Origin of the sequence: Parageobacillus sp. KH3-4 (assembly GCF_022846435.1) — a bacterium.
In the GTDB taxonomy this organism is placed as follows: domain Bacteria; phylum Bacillota; class Bacilli; order Bacillales; family Anoxybacillaceae; genus Parageobacillus; species Parageobacillus thermoglucosidasius_A.
This window is the reverse complement of record NZ_AP025627.1, coordinates 1,586,591-1,607,026: the sequence shown is the minus strand read 5'-3', so window position 1 is coordinate 1,607,026 and position 20,436 is coordinate 1,586,591. Positions and strand designations below refer to the sequence as shown.

Annotated in this window: 25 protein-coding genes and 1 riboswitch; of the genes, 5 read left to right on the top strand and 20 right to left on the bottom strand. The window is 45.8% G+C overall.

The annotated features are described in order from the left end of the window. Window positions 1–66 precede the first annotated feature (66 nt). Window positions 67–1,506: an NAD(P)/FAD-dependent oxidoreductase gene (locus tag MWM02_RS08375; protein ID WP_064551758.1), complete on the bottom strand. Its 1,440-nt coding sequence runs from the start codon at window positions 1,504–1,506 to the stop codon at window positions 67–69. Window positions 1,507–1,685: 179 nt separating this feature from the next. On the opposite strand from MWM02_RS08375, the gene MWM02_RS08370 reads away from it, so the two are divergent. After that, window positions 1,686–2,279 (top strand): DUF502 domain-containing protein, encoded by a 594-nt coding sequence (locus MWM02_RS08370; RefSeq protein ID WP_244403440.1) that lies wholly within the window; start codon window positions 1,686–1,688, stop codon window positions 2,277–2,279. Between the two features lie 20 nt (window positions 2,280–2,299). Here the strand turns inward: MWM02_RS08370 and MWM02_RS08365 are convergent, their stop codons facing one another. Further along, entirely contained in the window at window positions 2,300–3,241 is a 942-nt protein-coding gene (locus MWM02_RS08365) for a magnesium transporter CorA family protein (RefSeq protein WP_064551756.1), read from the bottom strand. A 273-nt stretch (window positions 3,242–3,514) separates the two neighbouring features. After that, window positions 3,515–3,652: a hypothetical protein gene (locus MWM02_RS08360; protein WP_198401578.1), complete on the bottom strand. Its 138-nt coding sequence runs from the start codon at window positions 3,650–3,652 to the stop codon at window positions 3,515–3,517. A gap of 137 nt (window positions 3,653–3,789) precedes the next feature. Between MWM02_RS08360 and MWM02_RS08355 the strand changes: the two genes are divergently transcribed. Continuing rightward, on the top strand, window positions 3,790–4,077 hold the full coding sequence (locus tag MWM02_RS08355; RefSeq protein WP_064551755.1) for a HesB/YadR/YfhF family protein: 288 nt from the start codon (window positions 3,790–3,792) through the stop codon (window positions 4,075–4,077). 112 nt (window positions 4,078–4,189) lie between these two features. Here the strand turns inward: MWM02_RS08355 and MWM02_RS08350 are convergent, their stop codons facing one another. From MWM02_RS08350 to MWM02_RS08275, 16 genes are all read right to left on the bottom strand, one after another. Then, the gene (locus MWM02_RS08350; protein WP_244403439.1) at window positions 4,190–4,594 is read right to left on the bottom strand and encodes a hotdog fold thioesterase; all 405 of its coding nucleotides are present in this window, start codon (window positions 4,592–4,594) and stop codon (window positions 4,190–4,192) included. Beyond that, window positions 4,591–4,914, bottom strand: a complete 324-nt coding sequence (locus MWM02_RS08345; protein WP_244403438.1) for a hypothetical protein — start codon at window positions 4,912–4,914, stop codon at window positions 4,591–4,593. The genes MWM02_RS08350 and MWM02_RS08345 overlap by 4 nt, the downstream gene beginning before the upstream one ends. A 14-nt stretch (window positions 4,915–4,928) precedes the next feature. Further along, window positions 4,929–5,345, bottom strand: coding sequence for an acyl-CoA thioesterase (locus MWM02_RS08340; protein ID WP_062755979.1), 417 nt, complete (start codon window positions 5,343–5,345; stop codon window positions 4,929–4,931). Between the two features lie 111 nt (window positions 5,346–5,456). Continuing rightward, a complete protein-coding gene (gene tlp / locus MWM02_RS08335) occupies window positions 5,457–5,690 on the bottom strand; it encodes a small acid-soluble spore protein Tlp (protein ID WP_064551752.1) in 234 nt (77 codons plus the stop codon). Between the two features lie 56 nt (window positions 5,691–5,746). Further along, a complete protein-coding gene (locus tag MWM02_RS08330) occupies window positions 5,747–5,890 on the bottom strand; it encodes an acid-soluble spore protein N (RefSeq protein ID WP_043904966.1) in 144 nt (47 codons plus the stop codon). A gap of 55 nt (window positions 5,891–5,945) precedes the next feature. Then, entirely contained in the window at window positions 5,946–6,077 is a 132-nt protein-coding gene (locus MWM02_RS08325; protein WP_081260293.1) for an FbpB family small basic protein, read from the bottom strand. Between the two features lie 127 nt (window positions 6,078–6,204). Further along, a complete protein-coding gene (locus tag MWM02_RS08320; RefSeq protein WP_064551751.1) occupies window positions 6,205–6,720 on the bottom strand; it encodes a peroxiredoxin family protein in 516 nt (171 codons plus the stop codon). A 91-nt stretch (window positions 6,721–6,811) separates the two neighbouring features. Continuing rightward, window positions 6,812–6,952 (bottom strand): hypothetical protein, encoded by a 141-nt coding sequence (locus MWM02_RS08315; RefSeq protein WP_099458897.1) that lies wholly within the window; start codon window positions 6,950–6,952, stop codon window positions 6,812–6,814. Window positions 6,953–7,017: 65 nt separating this feature from the next. Beyond that, a complete protein-coding gene (locus MWM02_RS08310) occupies window positions 7,018–7,854 on the bottom strand; it encodes a sulfurtransferase (protein ID WP_064551750.1) in 837 nt (278 codons plus the stop codon). Next, window positions 7,851–8,129 carry a YpbS family protein gene (locus MWM02_RS08305; protein ID WP_064551749.1) on the bottom strand — a complete coding sequence of 93 codons (279 nt, stop codon included), beginning with the start codon at window positions 8,127–8,129 and terminating at the stop codon, window positions 7,851–7,853. Before MWM02_RS08305 ends, MWM02_RS08310 begins: the two co-directional genes overlap by 4 nt. Beyond that, the gene (locus MWM02_RS08300) at window positions 8,126–8,470 is read right to left on the bottom strand and encodes a hypothetical protein (RefSeq protein WP_244403437.1); all 345 of its coding nucleotides are present in this window, start codon (window positions 8,468–8,470) and stop codon (window positions 8,126–8,128) included. The genes MWM02_RS08305 and MWM02_RS08300 overlap by 4 nt, the downstream gene beginning before the upstream one ends. A 30-nt stretch (window positions 8,471–8,500) precedes the next feature. Beyond that, on the bottom strand, window positions 8,501–12,190 hold the full coding sequence (locus tag MWM02_RS08295; protein WP_244403436.1) for a dynamin family protein: 3,690 nt from the start codon (window positions 12,188–12,190) through the stop codon (window positions 8,501–8,503). Between the two features lie 91 nt (window positions 12,191–12,281). Then, window positions 12,282–12,839, bottom strand: a complete 558-nt coding sequence (locus MWM02_RS08290; protein ID WP_064551964.1) for an isoprenylcysteine carboxyl methyltransferase family protein — start codon at window positions 12,837–12,839, stop codon at window positions 12,282–12,284. Between the two features lie 8 nt (window positions 12,840–12,847). Further along, window positions 12,848–13,921 carry a type III polyketide synthase gene (locus tag MWM02_RS08285; protein ID WP_064551746.1) on the bottom strand — a complete coding sequence of 358 codons (1,074 nt, stop codon included), beginning with the start codon at window positions 13,919–13,921 and terminating at the stop codon, window positions 12,848–12,850. Between the two features lie 112 nt (window positions 13,922–14,033). Then, window positions 14,034–15,341 (bottom strand): nucleobase:cation symporter-2 family protein, encoded by a 1,308-nt coding sequence (locus tag MWM02_RS08280; RefSeq protein ID WP_244403435.1) that lies wholly within the window; start codon window positions 15,339–15,341, stop codon window positions 14,034–14,036. Further along, the gene (locus tag MWM02_RS08275; RefSeq protein WP_064551744.1) at window positions 15,338–15,925 is read right to left on the bottom strand and encodes a xanthine phosphoribosyltransferase; all 588 of its coding nucleotides are present in this window, start codon (window positions 15,923–15,925) and stop codon (window positions 15,338–15,340) included. The genes MWM02_RS08280 and MWM02_RS08275 overlap by 4 nt, the downstream gene beginning before the upstream one ends. Window positions 15,926–16,048: 123 nt before the next feature. Continuing rightward, window positions 16,049–16,150, bottom strand: a riboswitch (purine riboswitch). Between the two features lie 402 nt (window positions 16,151–16,552). Between MWM02_RS08275 and MWM02_RS08270 the strand changes: the two genes are divergently transcribed. The 3 genes from MWM02_RS08270 to MWM02_RS08260 are packed head-to-tail and all read left to right on the top strand — an operon-like array spanning window position 16,553 to window position 18,852. Next, entirely contained in the window at window positions 16,553–16,702 is a 150-nt protein-coding gene (locus tag MWM02_RS08270; protein WP_064551743.1) for a cytochrome c oxidase subunit 2A, read from the top strand. Between the two features lie 29 nt (window positions 16,703–16,731). Continuing rightward, on the top strand, window positions 16,732–17,202 hold the full coding sequence (locus MWM02_RS08265; RefSeq protein WP_064551742.1) for a cytochrome c oxidase subunit II: 471 nt from the start codon (window positions 16,732–16,734) through the stop codon (window positions 17,200–17,202). Beyond that, complete coding sequence (locus MWM02_RS08260) at window positions 17,203–18,852, top strand: b(o/a)3-type cytochrome-c oxidase subunit 1 (RefSeq protein ID WP_064551741.1); 1,650 nt, start codon at window positions 17,203–17,205, stop codon at window positions 18,850–18,852. A gap of 44 nt (window positions 18,853–18,896) precedes the next feature. Here MWM02_RS08260 and MWM02_RS08255 read toward each other — a convergent pair whose 3' ends face one another. Beyond that, window positions 18,897–20,405, bottom strand: coding sequence for a carboxypeptidase M32 (locus MWM02_RS08255; RefSeq protein ID WP_064551740.1), 1,509 nt, complete (start codon window positions 20,403–20,405; stop codon window positions 18,897–18,899). Between the last annotated feature and the right edge of the window lie 31 nt (window positions 20,406–20,436).

Sequence of the window (20,436 nt, the reverse complement as noted above, 5' to 3'; positions counted from 1 at the left end):
CGAAAAATCCTTCACTAGTCATATAAAAAAGGATATGCTCCCATATAGGCGCATATCCTTTTCCATTTATTCCGTTAATTTTTCGACAATATCGCGGGCGATCCATACGCCGCAGGCGCTCGCTTGGGCAAGGCCGCGCGTAATGCCGGCGCCGTCGCCGCCGACGTACAAGCCGGAAATTTCCGTCTCAAACCGGTCGTTTAATTTTGGGCGGGCGGAGTAAAATTTCGCTTCGACCCCGTAAAAAAGCGTATGCTCGGAAGCAATTCCCGGAGTGACGTGATTGAGCGCTTCCGTCATTTCAATAATGCTTTTCATCGTATTATACGGGAGAACAAGACCTAAGTCGCCAGGAACCGCTTCTTTCAGCGTCGGCTCGATAAATCCTTCTTTGATCCGTTTTTCCGTAGAGCGTCTTCCTTTTAAAATGTCGCCGTACTTTTGCACGATGATGCCGCCGTTCGATAACGCGTTAGCAAGCCGGGAAATTTCATGGGCGTATTCATTTGGCTTATCAAACGGGTCGGAAAACTTGTGCGATACAAGGAGCGCAAAGTTGGTGTTATTGCTACCAAGTTCCGGATCTTTATAGGCGTGGCCATTGGCGAGCATAATGCCGGAATGGTTTTCAACGACGACATGCCCTGACGGATTGCTGCAAAACGTGCGTACTTGCGTGCCGACCGACGTGTTGAAAATAAATTTTCCTTCATACAAATGTTCATTAATCTCTTCCATGACAATGTTCGACGTTTCGACACGCACGCCGATATCCACTTGGTTGTTGATCATGCGCAAGCGGCGTTTCCGCAATATTTTGCTCAGCCACACCGACCCATCGCGCCCCGGTGCGATGACGACTTTCTCCGCCATCAGCGTTTCGCCGTTTTTCAGGACTACTCCTGTCACGCGATGCCCATCGTTCGTTTTTTCCGTTATAATATCGTCGACTTCCGTTTTAAAACGCATCTCAATCCGCTCATGCAAATATTCAAAAATGCTTTTTAAAATTTCTAAGTTTTGTTCCGTTCCTAAATGGCGGACGTAGGCGCGAAGCAGCTTCAGCCCAGCGGCGTAAGCGCGGCGTTCAATTTCTTTCACTTTCTCGGTCATCGGGTCAGTAATCGATGTCGTCGCTCCGTGTTTTAAATTAATTTCGTCGACATAGCGAATGAGTTCCAGCACTTTAGACGCCGGCAAATAATCGGTCATCCAGCCGCCGAATTCGCTTGTAATATTAAATTTGCCGTCCGAATAGGCGCCGGCCCCGCCGAAGCCGTTCGTGATCGAGCATGCCGGCACGCAGCCGGCGTAATCTTTTTTGCCGGCCGGCGGCGGGCATTTCTCGATTTTTTTCTGAAGAATCGGGCAATTCCGTTTGTATATATCATGTCCTTTATCAATCAATAGAACGTTTGCTCCCGGAAGTTTTAACGTTAGTTCATAGCATGTAAAAATTCCTGCCGGCCCTGCGCCGACGACGATTACATCGTAACGGTTGTTCATCTGTCCATCCCCCATTTTCCGTATTCCATTTGTAACTATACTAAGAATTTTTTGTCTCGTCAATATAAAATACGAACTTTTAAATAATTTTATATAAAAAATGTTCGTTTTTAATCGCTTGTTTTTCGATCATAAAATTGATAAGTTGATAGAGTAGCAAAAAGAAAGGGTGTGAACAGATGAAATTTTTAGTGAAAAATTTTATTAACGGCGTGATTACGATCGTCCCGATTATTTTGGCGATATATGTATGTTATAAAGTGTTTGCGTTTTTGGATGGGCTGCTTGGCCGCTACGTACGCCCGTATTTAAAAGAAGACTACATACCGGGAATCGGAATATTATGCACGATCATTCTCATTACCGTTCTTGGCTGGCTGTCCACGCAATACGTGAGCGGGCGCGTGATTCGGTTGATCGATCGCCTGTTAGAAAGCATCCCGTTGATTAAAACGGTTTATTCAGTAATAAAAGATACGATTACTTCTTTCGTCGGCGAAAAACGGTCATTTTCCAAAGTAGTGCTCGTGGAATTGCCTAATACCGGAATGAAATGCCTTGGCTTTATCACGTCAGAGGAGGTCGAAAACTGGCTCAATCCGCTTAAAGACCATGTCGCCGTCTACATTCCGCAAACGTTCCAAGTAGCAGGCATTACCTTTTTAGTCCCGAAACAACAAGTGCAAATCATTGATATGAAACCAGAAGAAGCGATGAAATTCGTTCTTTCCGGAGGAATGGCCTCAGCAAAAAAGAAAGGGCTGCCTGAATAGAAGGCAGCCCTTTTGACACATCATAAAAAATATCGCTTTTTCCAAAAAATAAACGCAGTAACCGTCGACAATAAAGCAGCGATCAACATCGCCACCATAAACGCATATGGGGAATGCTGATATGGAATCGGCACATTCATGCCATAAAAACTCGCCACCATCGTCGGCAAGGAAATGACAATCGTAATTGCCGTTAAAAACTTCATGACAATGTTTAAGTTATTTGAGATGACCGAAGCGAACGCGTTCATCATCCCGCTTAAAATGCTGCTGTATACTTCCGCCATTTCAATAGCCTGCTTATTTTCGATAATGACGTCTTGAAGCAAATCCTGATCGTCTTCGTACATGCGCAAGTAGTTTAGGCGCAACAAGCGCTCCATCACAATATTGTTCGCTTTGAGCGATGTCATGAAATATACTAAACTTTTTTCCATGCTGAGAAGCGAAAACAGCTCTTTATTTTTCATCGACTGATGCAGTTCTTTTTCAATTTCGCTCGTTCTGCGGTTAATTTGTTTCAAATAGCGCAAATAATATGTCGCAATCATATATAACATTTGCAACGCAAATCTCGTCTTCATGAACGTGTAAAAATTTTTGATTTTATTGTTGGAAAATTCCTCAAAAATCGGATTTTCTTGAAGGCAAACGGTAATAAAGCATGTATCGGTGATGATCATGCCGATCGGAATCGTTTCATACATTGGCCCATCTACTTCATCATTGGCGGCAATCGGAATATCGACAATAATCAATACATGGTTGTCTTCTTTTTCGACGCGCGACCGCTCTTCGTCGTCCAACGCGTCTTTGATCGAATCGATCGGAATATCAAGATGATTGGCGATATAGCGGATTTCGTCTTCCGTCGGCGCTACTAAATTAATCCAGCAGCCATTTTTAATTTCATCAATTTCTGCCATTTTTCCGTTGGCATCGGATAAATACATTTTCATCATACGCATCCTTCCTCCTTTTCATCGCGAGGAAGTTTGCTCTTCTCCTTTTTCGATCGGAGCCCGTTTTCGTACGATGAGTAGCTCGGTGATCGAAAAAGAAGAAGACGGCGCTCCCCCGCTATATTCCGGCTCTGGTTCACTCGAACTTCGACTACTCATATACGAAAACGTCACTCCTTTCGCAAAAAATATTCCTCGATTAATAATAACGTTGAATGGCGCATTTGTATAGTGGTTTTCGAAAGAAAAAGCAGCCTGCCGGCTACTTTTACTTTATTCACTCGACGGCGTCGTGTTGAAAAAATCGCGTTGATTTTGTTCTGCCTTGCCGCGATTGGATCGTTTTTTCTGTTTGTTTCCCATCACTCCATCGGATTCGTAGCTCAGCGGAAACGCCTGTTTTTTCTCCATTTTTGCCCTCCTTCTTCGCTTCTCTCTTTACTTTTTGCCAATGAAACGCGATTTAGTCAAAAATGTCATAAGATATTCACTAACTTTTTACATAGTATCGCTTTCTCCCTTATAATAAAAATAAGGAGGGTGCAGAAATGGAGATCATTTTAACGCCAAAAGCATTTGCATGGTACAAGGAAGAACTTAATTTGCAAAAAGGCGATGCCGTCCGCTTTTTCGCGCGCTATGGCGGATGCAGCACCGTACAAAGCGGATTTTCCCTCGGTGTGGCCAAGGACGACCCTATCGAACCAGGAGCGCAAACAACAATCGATGGAATCACCTTTTTTGTGGAAGACCGCGACATATGGTATTTCGATGGCCATAATTTAGTCATCGATTTCAATAAGCAGGCAAATGAGCCAGTGTTTATGATCGGATGAACCGCTCTCGCCTGTGCTCCATGAAGATATAAACCAATAATAGTTGAATATCCCTTATTTTCCAATTATTTCTGATTGATTCAGAATAAAAAAGCTAGCTCTTTCGCAATGGCTAGCTTTTTTTGATTATGGCAATCGTACAGCGCGAAACAGAGACGAGACGCTGTTGTTCATCGACGATTTTAATATCCCATACCATCGTCGTTTTGCCGCGGTGAAGAACGGTGCCTGTAGCGGTAACGGTGCCGCTCCGAACAGCGCGGATATGGTTGGCGTTTATTTCTAAACCGACGACGTTTTCCGTTTCTTGATCGACAAGCGCATATGCGCCGATGCTCGCCACCGTTTCCGCCAAGGCGACAGAAGCGCCGCCATGAAGAATCCCGAACGGCTGATGCGTGCGGTGGTCGACCGGCATCGTCGCTACGACGCGCCCTTCGCCTAACTCGGTAATCTCAATGCCTAGCGCTTCTAATAGCGTTCCTTTCCCTATCTCTTTTAAATGAGCCAAATTCACCTTTCTCCCTCTCCTTTACTTGCTAAACGAAACCGTTTCAGATGGTCAAACAAGCCCTCTTGTCGCAAAATCATGATCTGCTTTTCTCCAAACAAGTCAAAATGCGGAAACAGATCGCGCTCATGAATCCATTCCCGGCACAATCCGTATTTTTCCCCCCATGCGGCAAGTTTTTCGATGTCTGAACAGCCGACTTTTGTTACCGTCGTATATTGCGGAAACCGTTCGTCATACCAATAATGAGTTAAGAACGCGATTTCCCCTTTTTGTACTTTCTCCTTCCATTCGATTAATTCCTGCCTACGAATGCCGAAAGCCATCGTATGTATCTCCTTTACTTTTTCGCGCGTTCATACGCTTCATGCCAATCCGGAAAATATTTGCGAATGACAATCGGGCGAAACGTATCGCGCTTGACGCAAACATGCTGCGATTTTCCCGTCACGGCGATTTCTCCGTCCGGCGTTAAAATTTCATACCCATAAGTGACGCGAATGCCGTCATAAGCGTCGATCCATGTGCGGACGGTCGCCGTCTCCCCGTAATGAAGCGGTTTTTTGTAGGAAACTTGCAAATCGACAACGGGAGAAATAATTCCTTCTTTCTCCATATCGGCATAATGAAAGCCTAACTGTTTGATCAGCTCCGTGCGCCCGACTTCCATCCAGACGAGATAATTGGCATGGTAAACAACCCCCATTTGATCGGTTTCCGCATAACGCACTTCAATTTGTTTTTCAGCGACTTTCATTCGTTCTCCCTCCGTTACCATCTTCTATAACAACTATATCTTATCATACTCTATGTTTTATGAAATAAAAAACGGAGTCATCCTATAATGTGGATCACTCCGTTTTCGACATTACTGATAGCCGCTTTCACGTGCCGCTGCTTCGTCTTTAATTTCGGCACGCATCGCCGCAATCGCTTCTTCGCGGCGTTTATTTTTTTCGCGAATTTGTTCCCGTTCTTCCGGGGAAGCAAATTGCATCGTTTCTTCTGCTTTTTCGATATTTTCAATTGTATTTTGCACCATATCTTGCAGTTTTTCCACGTTGTCGCTGCGGTCATCCGGTTTCGGACGATGATGTGCCATCACGTTTCCTCCTTCGTGATTGTCATTTGGCATTTATGTTTTATATGAACAAGCAATTATTCGCCTTTCGTTTGAATGACTTGAGCATGTTGCCCAGATTGATCTTGCATTTGTTTCCCTTTATTTCCTCCAGCGGCACGAGGTTGGGTGCCTAGATGGTTCGGATTGAAATATTTCGGGTTTCCTCTCGGATTGCTCATGTGCCTCGCCTCCTCACCATCTAGTTTGTCCGCCCGGATGATCGCTATGCCCGGATTATTCTGCTTTTTTTAGCATTCGTTCTTCCAATTTTTTTTCGATTTTTTCCATTGCTTCACGGTCATTTAGCAATTGACGCTTATTTTCCATTATTAATTCTTGAAATGTCACTTTACGGGTTCTTCGCATTTTTTCACCCTCCCCTCAATTATTATTTTAATTTCATTAATTCCCGAAATAGACAAAAATTATTACAACTTTTTGAAAAATAATGCGCGGAAAATAAGAAAAAGCACCTTTCCATGGAAAGATGCTTTTAGTCGCGGAGCGCCGCTGTTACTTCCACCATCTGTTTGTACGTCATCGGACCGACCACTTTTTTGCGAATGACTCCATCCCGGTCAATGATATACGATGTCGGAATCGTTTGAATATGATACAGCTTTAACGCTTTCTGTTTTTCGTCAAGCGCGACCGGAAACGATAATTGATGTTCGTTAACGAATGACTTTGCATTTTCGCGAGTATCTTGCGATGTTAAATGAACAGCTAGCAATTCCACATCAGAATGATGGGCTTTATAAAATTTTTCCATATCGGGCATTTCTTTTTTGCATGGCGGGCACCATGTCGTCCAAAAGTTGACGATGACCGGCTTCCCGCGAAAATCCGATAAACGCACCGTTTGGCCGTCGAGCGTCCGCAACGAAAAATCCGGCGCAACGTTGCCTACAGAAAGGCCGACTTCCTTTGCCTTTTCAGCGGCAAGCGCGTTCCAAATGCCGTATCCGGTAAGGGCAAGCAGCAAGATAACGCCAATGAATTTTTTCATTTATTTCCCTCCCGCTCGCTTTTATTAAACCATAAAATCGTAAAGAAAAAAAGCAAAAAAGGGGCGTCCATAAGACACCCCCGTTGATCGATTAGCGGATATTTTTATGTTCGTTTTTCATTTTTTTCGTTTCTACTTCCGCATAGGAAGCAAATTCATGATTAAAGCCGTTTTTTTGCTTGGCGTTGTTGTTTCGTTGCGCATTGGCGTTGCCGAGTTTTGTGCGGCCCATTCGCCTTCCTCCTTTGCAACAAGGGTATATCGGTAGTATAGGTAAACGGTGAAAAAATTATGTTGTTATTTTTCCCCTGTCGCAATCGGATTTTCTGAATAGGAAATCCAATCACTCCAACTTCCGGCATACAATCGCACGTTCGTATAACCTGCCTCTTTCAACGCAAGCACGTTTGGACATGCCGTCACTCCAGAACCGCAGTACACGATAATGGGAGCATCTTTTTTGATTGCGGCAAAACGCTCCGCTTGTTCTTGCGGATTTTTCCAATATCCCTCGTCCGTCACACAGTCTTTCCAAAACATGTGGCGGGCTCCCGGAATATGTCCGGCAACACGATCGATTGGTTCTTCTATACCTGCGTATCGCTTCCATTCCCGTGAATCGATAATAATTGCTGATGACTCTTGAACCGCACGGCGCACGTCATCGACAGTCGCCAACCACGAAGGCTGAAGACGAGGCTGAAATGATCGCGGTTTTACGGCAGCAACCTTTGATGTGACTGGATACCCCGCTTCTTTCCATTTTGTATAGCCTCCATCTAGGACATAGACACACTCATGCCCAAGATAGCGAAGCAGCCACCAACACCGTGAAGCCATCGCCCCATCCTGGTCATCATATGCAACAACTGTAACCGTTTCATCAATTCCTGACGCTGATAGCTTCTCTGCCAATTCTTCAACAGGCGGAAGCGGATGCCGTCCGCCATGTTTGCTGGCAGGCGCGGATAAATCTTTTTCTAAATCAAAATATAATGCTCCAGGAAGATGATCTTTCCTATATTCATTTAATCCCCGAGTTGGATCATTAAGATAAAAACGGCAGTCAATAATGCGGATATTTTCGTGATCGAGTCTCTCTATAAGCCATTCATGTGAAACAATATAGTTCATTTCTTTCCCCCTTGCTTTGTTAAACGTTCCACATATTCTTTTACCATTTCGACCGTCACATATTTTCGCTGCGGCACAACGCCGTGTTTTGCCAATTCATTCATTTCCTTCGTTATCTGATTAATTTTGTCGACAGTAAACGGCAACCCCTTTTGGCAAAGCGCAACAGCTTCATCAATATAGCGTTCCCGATCTGCCTCTAATTGGACAAAACGCTTAATGATCGCATGCTGTTTTTGGATGTGGGCGGTAATCGCTTCATGAACTTCACTCATTCGAATCTTCCTTTCTCTTTTCCTTTTCCATTCAATGCGGACGTACGGCTTTGGTGCTCAACAGCAAAATGGATAACGTAACCAAGCCGCTGACAATAAGTATAAAGCCCTTTATCCGTTTTTTGAATCCCGAGCGCACGTACTGTTTCTCCCCTTTTTGGAAGCGGTGCAAGACGGCGGCAAACGAACGCCGATTGCTTCTCTGCCGGGAACGGGAAACAGATAAATCCCGGGCGCTTCATATCGATTGCGGCGGATAGCCAGGCGAAGAGTGAATTTTGCGCGCAGCATCGCTGTGAATAATCTTTGCGCCCTCCAGCAAGCGAATCGGCTTCATCCATCCCGCTGAAAACGGCGGAAATTCGCTCCCTTTATTGTTGCTCTTCTAATAAGCTCGCTAGCCGCCGTTCGCAATGATGCAGCTGTTCAACATCCACTTCCGCTGATAATGTTGCTTGCAAACCGGAAAAATAATCATCGACTTGTCGCAAAAGAAATAAGGCCAACTTTTGGACCGCCGCCGCATATTGCTCGTTGTAAAATTGGAACATACGCTGCTCTTGTTCCGCAGCATAATCGCTGATCGGCCCTTGTATTTGTTTTTCCATTTCTTCTTTCATATAACGTTTTTCATCGCGCTCAAAAAACGATTTCGCGTTTTTATACATCGACAGCGCTTTAGAAAATCTGGCTTCATCGATTTGCGTAAAACCGTGCGGAAACTCTGGAGTAGGAAACGAAATCGATTCTAACGGCGACAGCGGCACTCCTTTATGAATCCGCTCGATTTTGCCGCATAGATCGACAAATTGTTCGTGAAGGCGTTCTTTTAAAAATCGTTCGATTCTTAAGCTTGTCGCGCGCATTTCCTGCGTCAAATCAAAACCGACAGAATGCAGCAATTCTTCTAAACAAGTGCGGAGCGCCTGACGAATATCGCGGACGTCGTCGCGCAGCGCAGCCGGATTGAACGATTCTTTAAACCAATCATGGAAGCGGAACGACACGCGCTGTTTTACATAATAAACAAGCTCGGCAATTTCTTGTTTCATGGCGTGTACGTCATGGTCAATAATGGCGACAGACTCAAGCAGCTTGCGAATCGCCGCTTGCTCTTGCGAAAGCGCGCGTTGTTTTGCGGCTTTTTCCTCATTGCTTTGCTGCGCGGCATTAATATAGTCAAGAAGCGTCTGGTGCGCGCGCTTCATTTCGGCATATGCACCTTGAATCGCTACTTCCGCCAGCTCTTCAGAAATAAAACGAGCAAAATCTTCTTCAAACCGACGAATTCCCGATTCCGTTAAGAAACCGTATCCTTCATCCGCCTTTCTGCCTGTTTTTTCATCAAGGGCGAAACGGCTCGAAAGTGCGTAAAGGCGCGGAAAACGAATGCCGAATTGAGCGAGCTGTTCTTCGACATACGCCAGCACCGCATTGAGTTCCTCCGGTGAATGCGCCAAATCTGCGGCGTTGACAATAAAAAACATTTTATCCAGCGCAAACGTATCTTTGACGCGCCCGAGTTGGATTAAAAATTCGCGATCCGCTTTCGAAAACGCATGGTTATAATAAGTGACAAACAAAATCGCATCAGCATTTTTTATATATTCGAATGCAACATCCGTGTGCCGGGCGTTAATCGAATCTGCCCCGGGCGTATCGACAAGCGTTATTCCCCGGCGAGTGAGGGCGCAGTCATAATACAGCTCAACCGACTCAATAAAGCAAGCGGTCGTTTCTTCAGCAACGTATTTCGTAAATTCATCGAGCCCGATGCGAAGTTTGCGGCCGAGATCGCCTTTCATGCGCTCAATGCCGGAAAGAACCGCTTGAAGAAAAGAACGATGCGGTTTTTCGTGCGCGGCATTCGCCTGCATGTCCGCTATCTTTTCGCACGCTGCCAGCGCTTCGTCCCACGTTTCCGCCTTCATCCGAAAATGGCGGAGCGAAGCTTGAACGTCGGAAAAAAGCTGCTTGCCGCTTTTAACTTGAACAATTACAGTGCCGTGCGGGCATTCTTCAGTCGGAGGGACAATTTTATTAATCGTCGCGGTCGTCGGATTCGGCGATGACGGCAGCACCCTCTCCCCAATCAGCGCATTGGCAAACGACGACTTTCCGGCGCTAAACGCTCCAAAAAGCGCGACGGTAAATGTGCGGTGCTCCAAGCGCTCGGCTTTTTCCGTCAATTCGCGGACGAAGCGATTCATCCAATCGAATCCGGCTACGATCTTTGCCGCTTTTCGCAGGCATTCCGCCGTTTTTGGCAATGTTTTCCGCGCCGGCTCTCCCCGACTGAGCGCTTGCTCTTGAACGCGCGGATGTTTCTTTTCATGAATTTGTTTTGAAGGATCCGTTAATGATGAATGTTTGCGCTTTCTCATCGCAGGCAGAGCCGTCAATGCCGCAAGCCGCTTGTCATCCCCCTCTTCGAAAACGCGGTCGGACGCTAGCAAGCACATAAGCTGTTCATGCGCCTGTTTGCGCGCTTTTTGCAGGTGATCAATCCGTTGAATCCACTCATATTTTTCGCTTTCCAACGCGATGTCATCTTCAAGCCGGCGGCGCTTTTCTTCCGCTTGTTCCTGCCATTTCGAGAATAATTGGCCAAATAGCTGCATCGCCGCGTTTCGATATCGCTTTTTCAATTCATAAGCAACATCGTCCGCGTAATGGAGGACTGCTTCTCCAGCAGCGCCCGCTCCCTTTTTCACCAGTCCGCTTAAAACGTCCGCTTCCCAATCGACCATCCATTGCTGGCAGCGGTTCAATAAAGTGTAATCCTCGATACCGTGCGCTTTCAGGAAGCGGATCAACAGCTCGCGGACATGCCACTCGATTTGCGAAACCGCTTTTTCTTTTACGTTTTTATAAAACGCCTGCAGCCGGTTTTCCCGCTCTTGCGCAGTTTTTGCTTTGGCAAACAAAAACCCGACTTTAAAATCTGGTTGCATTGATTGCAAATACGCTTTCGCCAGTTCCCGCGTTTCAAACGGCATAATGTAAGCGTTCTCTAAAAGAGAATCCAGCTCTTGGCGAAATTCCGCTTCCAAGTTTATATGTATCGCTTCCAGCTGTTTGCGTTCCTCTTGCATCCGGCTGAGGCGCTTTCGTATTTGCTCTTTTTCCGTTTCATCGCTTCCCAGCGCAGCAAGGCGGGCGCGGATCGCTGCTTCTTCCTCCGCGTCTTTCTCCGCAAGCCAACGAGCATGTTCGTCAACGAGCCGCTTCAACGAAATTTCCACGCCGTGTAAAAGGCGTTCGTCTTTTGTATGGAAAAGCTGTTGAAAACATTTTACTAGTTCGTTCCATTCGTTATGCGGATGATTCGCCGCTTTCAAGGAAGTAAAAAATATGCGTTCCGCCTTGACGCCCCACGTTTGAAACGCTTCCTCGACAGAGCGGCGAAACTCATGAAACGACAGCTCCTTGTCGCGGTGCTTATCGATTTGATTAATAACAAGATATAACGTTTTTCCGTAGCTTGTTAATTTTTTCGTAAATTGAAAATTTAATTCCGCCTGCACATGGTTGTAGTCCATCATATAAAACACCACATCCGCCAAGTGAAGCGCCGATTCGGTGGCGAGCCGGTGCGCGTCATCGGTCGAATCGATTCCCGGCGTATCCATTATTACGATTCCGTTTGGTATGCTCGATGTTTGCCGGCTTACTTCGATGAATTCAATCGCATCCCCGTCTTTGCATTGCGCGCGAATCAGTTCAAGATCATATGGCGGCTCATATTCCGCCGGCGGTTCATGCTTGTAAAACACCCGGATGTATTCCTGCCCTGATTTTACTTTTACGAGATTGGCGCTTGTCGGAATCGGGCTAGACGGCAATAATGGTTCGCCAAGAAGAGCATTAATCATGCTCGATTTTCCTGCGGAAAAATGACCGCAAAAAGCGATGGCAAGTTGTTCGTTCGCCGTTTTTTCCAGCAGCTGCTTCGCTTTTTTCGCGTTTGCCTCATCGCCATGGGCGATAAACATATCATGCACATCGATCATTTTTTTTAGCCATGGCGTTAACGATGTTTGCTGAGTCACTGATCCCATATCCAAACCCCTCGCATTTATATCATATACAACCATTTTACTGTATTTACACACTTTTCCCAATACAAAAAATATAAAAAAATCCCGTCCTCTATTTGACGGGGCGAAGCGGTAAAAAGCGGGGACGCTCATCAAATTGGTCGGCATAATTGGTCAATGACTTCAGCGCTTTTTCTTCCACATCTATTCGAATCGCCAGCATGACCGCATTAGCGACGGAAAAAACAAGCGCCGTCCCATACGCTTGAAACATCAGCGGAATGAGCCACATTTCGAGAACAACGACTAGATAATTTGGATGGCGCAGCCAGCGGTACGGTCCTTTTGCAACCACTTTCGCGTTCGGCAATACTAAAATTTTTGTATTCCAAAACCTCCCGAGCGACCGCAATGTCCAAACCCGCAATCCTTGCGTGGCAACAAACAAGCCGAAAAGAAGCGGCCACCGCGGGGAAAGATCCGCTCCTTTTGCCAGCGATTCGGAGGCGAACGAAAGCAAAAACAATATATGCATGATGACGATCCAACGATAATGGCGAACGCCGAATTCTTTTGCCCCCATCGCCTTTAACGTTCGTTCATTCCGCCTTGCTATCGTTAATTCGACGACGCGCTCGATGACAATAAAAAGAAAGAAAAGATAAAACATTTCCTTCATCACTCCCATTTGAGCAAAATCATTTCCGCGCTAAATCCAGGGCCGAGCGCAACCAGCAATCCATAGTCGCCGGGCGGAATCGGTTGCGCCATAAAGCGCTCCAGCACAACATACACCGTCGCGGATGACATATTGCCAAATTCTTGAAGCACTTGAAACGATACATTTGTTTTTTCCTTGCCGATCCCAAGCGCATCTTCGTATGCATCGATAACTTTTTTCCCGCCTGGATGAGCAATAAAATGATGAATGTCGCTGATCGATAGATGATGTTTTTGCAAAAACGATTGCACTTGCGGTTTTAACCACGACTGGATAAGAGAAGGAATATCTTTGGAAAAAACAACGAACAATCCATCATCGCGAATGTCCCAACCCATCACTTCTTCCGAGTTGGGCATAAGCGCTGATTGCGTTGCGATCACGCGCGGGCGAACTTCCGCATCCGCCGCCTTGTCCCCCGCGACGCATACGCATGCCACGCCGTCGGAAAACAACGAAGTCCCAATTAAATTGCTTTTCGTATGATCATTTTCCTGAAACGTTAAGCTGCAAAATTCCGCCGCAATCACCAGCACTTTTGCATTGGGAAACGCCATGCAATATTCATACGCGCGAGCAATGCCCGCCGCTCCTCCCGCGCATCCTAGCCCCCAAATCGGAATCCGCTTCGTATGCGGGGAAAATGGCAGCACATTCATGATGCGCGCTTCCACGCTCGGAGTCGCTAAACCTGTTGAGGAGATATAAAAAATCGCATTTATTTCATCGTACGCGATCGGTTTGGACAAAAATGCCGGATGCTGCAAACATTTTCGGATCGCCTCGCAACCGTATTGAACCGCGCTTTCTATATAAACATCGTTTTTTTCCGAAAACCGATGTTTCTCTTTATACCATTCAAGCGGCCGGACGAATGACCGCGATCGGATTTCTCCGTTTTCAAACACGTTTAACATCCTGTCAATGCTTGAAAACGAGTGGGCAAATAACTGCTTTACATACCGTTTTGTTTCTTCTTGCTTTACTTGATAGGGCATTGCCGCGATTCCAACAGATAAGATTGCCGGCATAAAAACACCTCGATTTTTTCGCTTTTCCTGTTATTGTTATCTTGTTACCAATCGTTGCGTTTATTCCGTTGATTATGTAAAAATCCGCTTCCTGTGAAAAGGAAGCGGATTTTTATGATACTTGCTGTTGATATGCAGAGGAAGCCGGTTTGATGCGCTTTTTATTCGGGATGACGTGAAACAATATATTTAACACAATCGCTGTGACGCTGCCGGCAACAATGCCGCTGTCCGTTAAAATGCGGATGCTTGCCGGCAGCTCGGCGAATAAGTCCGGAACTGCCGTGACGCCAAGCCCCATGCCGACCGAGCAGGCAATGATAAATAAATTTTCTTGTGACGCAAACTCGACTTGGCTTAACATTTTGATTCCGTAGGCAATGACCATGCCAAACATCGCCAGCATCGCGCCGCCGAGCACCGGCGCCGGAATAATCGTGGCGATGGCGGCAATTTTCGGGACCAATCCAAGCATAATCAGCATGATCCCCGCCGCATAAATGACGCGGCGCGTTTTGACTCCCGACAGCTGGACAAGCCCGACGTTTTGCGAATATGTCGTATACGGAAACGCGTTAAACAAACCGCCGATGATCATCGCCACCCCTTCTGCACGATAACCGTTTGCCAAATCTTTTTCCGATAAATTCCGGTCACAAATATCGCCGAGCGCAAAATAAACTCCTGTCGATTCGACTAAACTAACGATCGCTACTAGCACCATTGTCAAAATAGCTGTCCCATTAAATGTCGGCACGCCAAAGTAAAAAATATGGGGGACGTGAACCCACGAAGCTTCCGTGACCGCGCTGACATCAACTTTCCCCATAAATGCCGCCGCGATCGTTCCAGCGACCATCCCTAATAAAATAGCAATCGAGCGAATAAACCCTGTAAAGAATCGGTATAAAACAACAATGAATAAAAGCACTCCAAATGAAAGGGCGATATTGTGAATATCCCCAAAATCCTCGGCTCCCTGCCCGCCTGCCATATTATTCATCGCCGCCGGAATCAGCGTAAGTCCGATAATAGTAACGACCGATCCGGTAACAATCGGCGGAAACAAAACACGCAATTTACTAAAATATTTCGCAATAATAACAACGAATAATCCCGCCGCAATAATCGCCCCATACACCGCAGGCAACCCATACTGCTTGCCGATCGCAATCATCGGGCCAACCGCGGTAAACGTGCATCCTAACATGACAGGCAAACCGATGCCGAAAAATTTATTTTTCCATACTTGAAGCAGCGTCGCAACACCGCATGTAAACAAGTCTATCGCCACTAAATACGTCAGCTGTGTGCTCGTAAGCTGCAGCGCCCCTCCGACAATGAGCGGAACGATGATCGCTCCTGCATACATGGCAAGTACATGTTGAACCCCTAATGAGCCTAATTGGAATGGTTTCATCGGCACATCACCTCTGTCGCAAACTGGACCATTCCATCTCGCATTGACGCAATGCGCGCTAGTGACACAACGCGAAATCCGCGGGAGCGAAGCAACTGTCCGCCATTTTGGAACGCTTTTTCGATTACAGCGCCAATTCCAGCCACAGAAGCACCAGACTGTTGGACAATGCTCGTAAGACCTAAAGCCGCTTGACCGTTTGCTAAAAAATCGTCAATGATCAAAACATGGTCTTGACAGTGGAGAAGCGACCGGGAAACAAAAATTTCCGTTTCTTCTTGTTTTGTAAATGAATACACTTTCGCCGTATACAAATCTTCCGAAAGTGTAATTGGCTTTCGTTTACGTGCCACTAATAACGGAACACCTAATTCATAAGCTGTCATCAAGGCAGGGCTAATGCCAGACGACTCGAGCGTTAGCACTTTTGTGACTCCCTCATGGCGAAACGCATTGGCAAACGCTTCACCAATCTTTTTCATCAGTTGAGGGTCTACTTGATGATTTAAAAAGCGATCTACTTTTAACACATGTTCGGAAAGCACTTTTCCTTCTTCCATAATCTTTTCCATTAACTCGCGCATACTGTTCCCCCTTAAAATAAAAAAGCTTAAAAAACACTGGCCTCACCCATCTAAATGAGTCAGGCAATGTCTTTTAAGCAAAAACAGACAAGGCGAATGCCGTTGGCTTTCGCTTAGTCATGCCGTTCTGACATTGCCACTCATAGTCGGCCGATTTACGGTCGGCCGGTAGAGACTTGCAGGCCATATTCCTGCAATTATATGAGTGAGTCAGCAGTATGAAGTTACTAGCAGTATAGCATAATTCTTACCATTTGAAAAGCTATTTTTTGATATATTTACGAATATTTTTAACAAAAAAATCTTTATCGTTCGGATATGATTTTTCTGACAATGAATAAAAACACCGTCCGACAATAAGCGTTTTCCCGTACTCCCCCGTGACAAGATGGCAATAAGAAGTGAAGCAATCGATTGAAAAATTCCAGCGCATAAGTCGACGTTCACAATATTTTCACATTTTTTTGGACTCATGTGAAGAAAATCACAGTTATATCAATTTTTTTGCATTATCATAGTGAAAAAGTAAGGAATGAACAATTTGTGAACTAGTAAAATACGCCTACCATTTTCCAAACGATTTTGTATGATGAAAGTAAGGACAGCACTTTGGAAAGGGGGATAAACATGGCCAAAGCGGAATTACAACAAACAAATCCAAAAACGAAAGAGCAGGAGTCACCATTAAAAGGCACGCTCGCCTCTGTGTTTTTGCTCGGATTTTTTATTATTTTCTCATGGGTTAGCGTTTATTTCTTATTCTTGCACCGCTTATAAGTAAGCTTTATAAAAGGAGGGGATATAGAATGCATATGCATAAATACGAAAAAATTTGGCTTGCGTTCGGCATCGGCTGTCTTTTTGTATTCTTAACCGTCATCGGCGTAAGCGCATTCGCCGAAGGCAATCAGCCGCCAAGCTGTTTGACGACCATCGATCCGGAAAAGGTAGACCAAACGCCGCCGTTTGACAAACCTGGATTAGTGAAAACCGGGGATAATGAGTACCAACTTAACATTGTCGTATCCGCCTTCGCGTTTACGCCAAACCAAATTGAAATCCCCAAAGGGGCAAAAGTGACAATCAATGTGACATCAAAAGATGTAATCCACGGTTTTGAAGTGGCTGGCACAAACATCAACATGATGGTAGAGCCCGGTTATATCAACACATTGACAAAGACGTTTGACAAACCGGGCGAATATACCATCCTTTGCAATGAATATTGCGGTGCCGGTCACCATATGATGACTGGACGAATTAAGGTGGTGGAGTAAATGATGGGAGAAACAATGAAAGTAGACCGTCGTGACGCAAAATTGGCGCTGGCGCATCTATATGTCGCATTTATCGCGCTTGGATTGGGCGGATTGGCAGGATTATTGCAAACATTGGTGCGTTCGGGAAAATTTAATTTGCCGTCGGGCATTAGCTATTATACGATTTTAACGACACACGGCGTATTGCTTGGCCTTGTCTTAACAACATTCTTTATTATCGGCTTTCAATTCGCTGCAGTAAGCCGGACGTCCGGAACGTTTTCCGATCGCGTCCGTTTTTGGGGCTGGGTTGGTTTCTGGACGATGACCATTGGCACGGCAATGACAGCGTTTTTCATTTTAACAGGGCAAGCTTCTGTCCTTTATACATTTTACGCGCCATTGCAAGCACATGCCGGCTTTTATCTTGGTTTAACGCTCTTGGTCGTTGGCAGCTGGATTAGCGGCTTTGCCATTTTCGCTCACTATGCTCGTTGGAAAAAACAGAATCCTGGCAAAGCAAGCCCGCTTCTTACATTTATGTCTGTAACAAATATGATTTTATGGCTTGTTTGCACATTAGGTGTTGCCGCAACCGTTTTGGTTCAATTGCTGCCGTGGTCGCTCGGCATCACCGACCGAATCAACATTTTAGTCAGCCGGACGTTGTTCTGGTATTTCGGGCACCCGCTCGTCTATTTCTGGCTGCTTCCAGCTTATATGATTTGGTATGTCGTCATTCCAAAAGTGATCGGCGGAAAAATTTTCTCTGATTCGTTAGCGCGTTTAGCGTTTTTATTGTTCCTGTTCTTCTCGATTCCTGTCGGATTCCACCATCAATTGCTTGAACCGGGCATTACGCCGTTTTGGAAATACGTGCAAGTGATCTTAACATTTATGGTTGTCATTCCATCGTTAATGACTGCATTTGCAATGTTCGCGACATTTGAATCATACGGGCGCTCCAAAGGCGCGACTGGGCTGTTTGGCTGGCTTCGCACACTTCCTTGGGGAGATGCGCGCTTTTTCGCGCCGTTCGTCGGAATGGTGTTTTTTATTCCTGCTGGCACGGGCGGAATCATTAACGCTTCCCACCAATTAGACCAAGTCGTCCATAATACGATTTGGGTAACAGGGCATTTCCATTTGACCGTAGCAACGACCGTTGTACTGACGTTCTTTGGCGCCGCATACTGGCTCATTCCACATTTAAGCGGTCGCGTCATGACAAAAGCGATGAACCGCCTTGCCATTATTCAAACGGTCGTATGGGCGATCGGCATGACGTTTATGTCTGGAGCGATGCATTTTGCTGGATTGCTTGGGGCGCCGCGTCGTTCGGCATTTTCCACCTACGGGAACTCGCCGCAAGCGCTCGAGTGGATTCCATATCAAATCGCCCAAGCGGTCGGCGGAACGATTTTATTCATCGGCATTATTTTAGTGCTTGTGATTGTCACGAACTTAGCGTTTTTCGCACCAAAAGGGGAAACAGAGTTTCCGGTCGCCGAAGCGGCAGAACCGGCGGAACGCGCAGCGCTTGCGATGGAAAACTGGAAATTATGGATTGGAATTACCGTGGCGCTCATTTTAGTCGCTTACACGATCCCGTTTGTCGATATGATTCAAAATGCGCCGCCGGGTTCAAAAGGATATAAACTATGGTAATAAAACAATCCCCCTCCTGTTTGCATGGAGGGGGATATGTTTGTTTATAACTGATATATCGCTTTATATTTTTCTTCTAAATGGCGAATGAGATAGTCAGCGTTTAATCCTTCCCCCGTTGCGTCTTGTAAAATTTCCAGCGGCTTTTTCGTTTTCCCGAAACGATGCACCCGCTCCGTCAGCCATTCGCGAATCGGCGACAGTTCCCCTTTTTCAAGCAATTCGTCGAAATGCGGCAAGTCCTTTAGCATCGCATGCTTGAGCTGTGCGGCATACATATAGCCGAGCGCATAAGACGGGAAGTAGCCGAAGCTGCCGCCAGACCAATGGACATCTTGCAATACGCCGACAGCGTCATTGTCTGGTCGGATGCCGAGATATTCCTCGTATTTATCGTTCCAAATCTCCGGCAGATCTTTTACCTCGATCGTTCCATTAAACAATCCTTTTTCGATTTCATAACGAACAATAATGTGCAGCGGATACGTCAATTCATCGGCCTCGATGCGAATAAGCGACGGTTTTGCTTCATTAATCGCGCGATAAAACGCGTCGAGGGACACGCCGGAAAACTGTTCAGGAGCATACCGCTGCAAACGCGGATAATTTCGTTTCCAATATGCATAATGGCGGGCGATAAAGTTTTCGTAAAATAGCGACTGCGACTCATGAATGCCCATCGATGTGCCCGTACATAGCGGCGTTCCGATCAACGCTTCTGAAATATGCTGTTCGTATAAAGCATGGCCGCACTCATGAATCGTTCCAAAGATGGCGGTGCGAAAATCGCGCTCATCATACCGCGTCGTAATCCGGACATCGTTCGGATTGAGGCCAATCGCAAACGGATGGACCGTTTCATCCAACCGGCCTTTCGCAAAATCATAGCCAAGCTCTCGCAATAATTCCAGACTGAAAGCACGTTGCTTTTCTTTCGGAAACGGATGGAACAAAAACGACGTTTCCGGCTTGTTTGGAGACGCGACAACTTCTTGCACAAGCGGAACAATATGTTCGCGCAGCTTCTGAAACACTTCGTCCAGCACATCCACCGTTATTCCAGGCTCATATAAATCAAGAAGCGGATTGTACGGATTGCCTTCATATCCCCAATATTCAATAAATCGCTTATTGAATTCCACCAATTTTTCTAAATACGGGCGAAACAGGGAAAAATCCGCCGTTGCCTTCGCTTCTTCCCATATGCTTTCCGCTTTCGATTGCAGCACGACGTATTCTTTATATTCATCCGCCGGAATTTTTTTGTTTCGCTCGTATTCTTTTTTGCATTCTTCTAACGTATAACGAGTGATTTCCGAAAGCTGCTCATACGCGTTTTTTGGCGACAATTCGGCGATGAAAGCGGCCATTTCTTCCGATGTGGACATTTTAAACACTTCTTGCGAAAGAACGCCGATCACTTCCGAACGTTGTTCCACTCCCTTTTTTGGGGCACCTGTTCGTAGATCCCAATACATTAATTGAATCGCTTCATTATAGCTCATCATTTTTTTTACATATTGTAAAAACTGTTCTTCTATTTTTTTGATCATTTCGTTTCCCCCTGTATCTTTTGTTGCATTG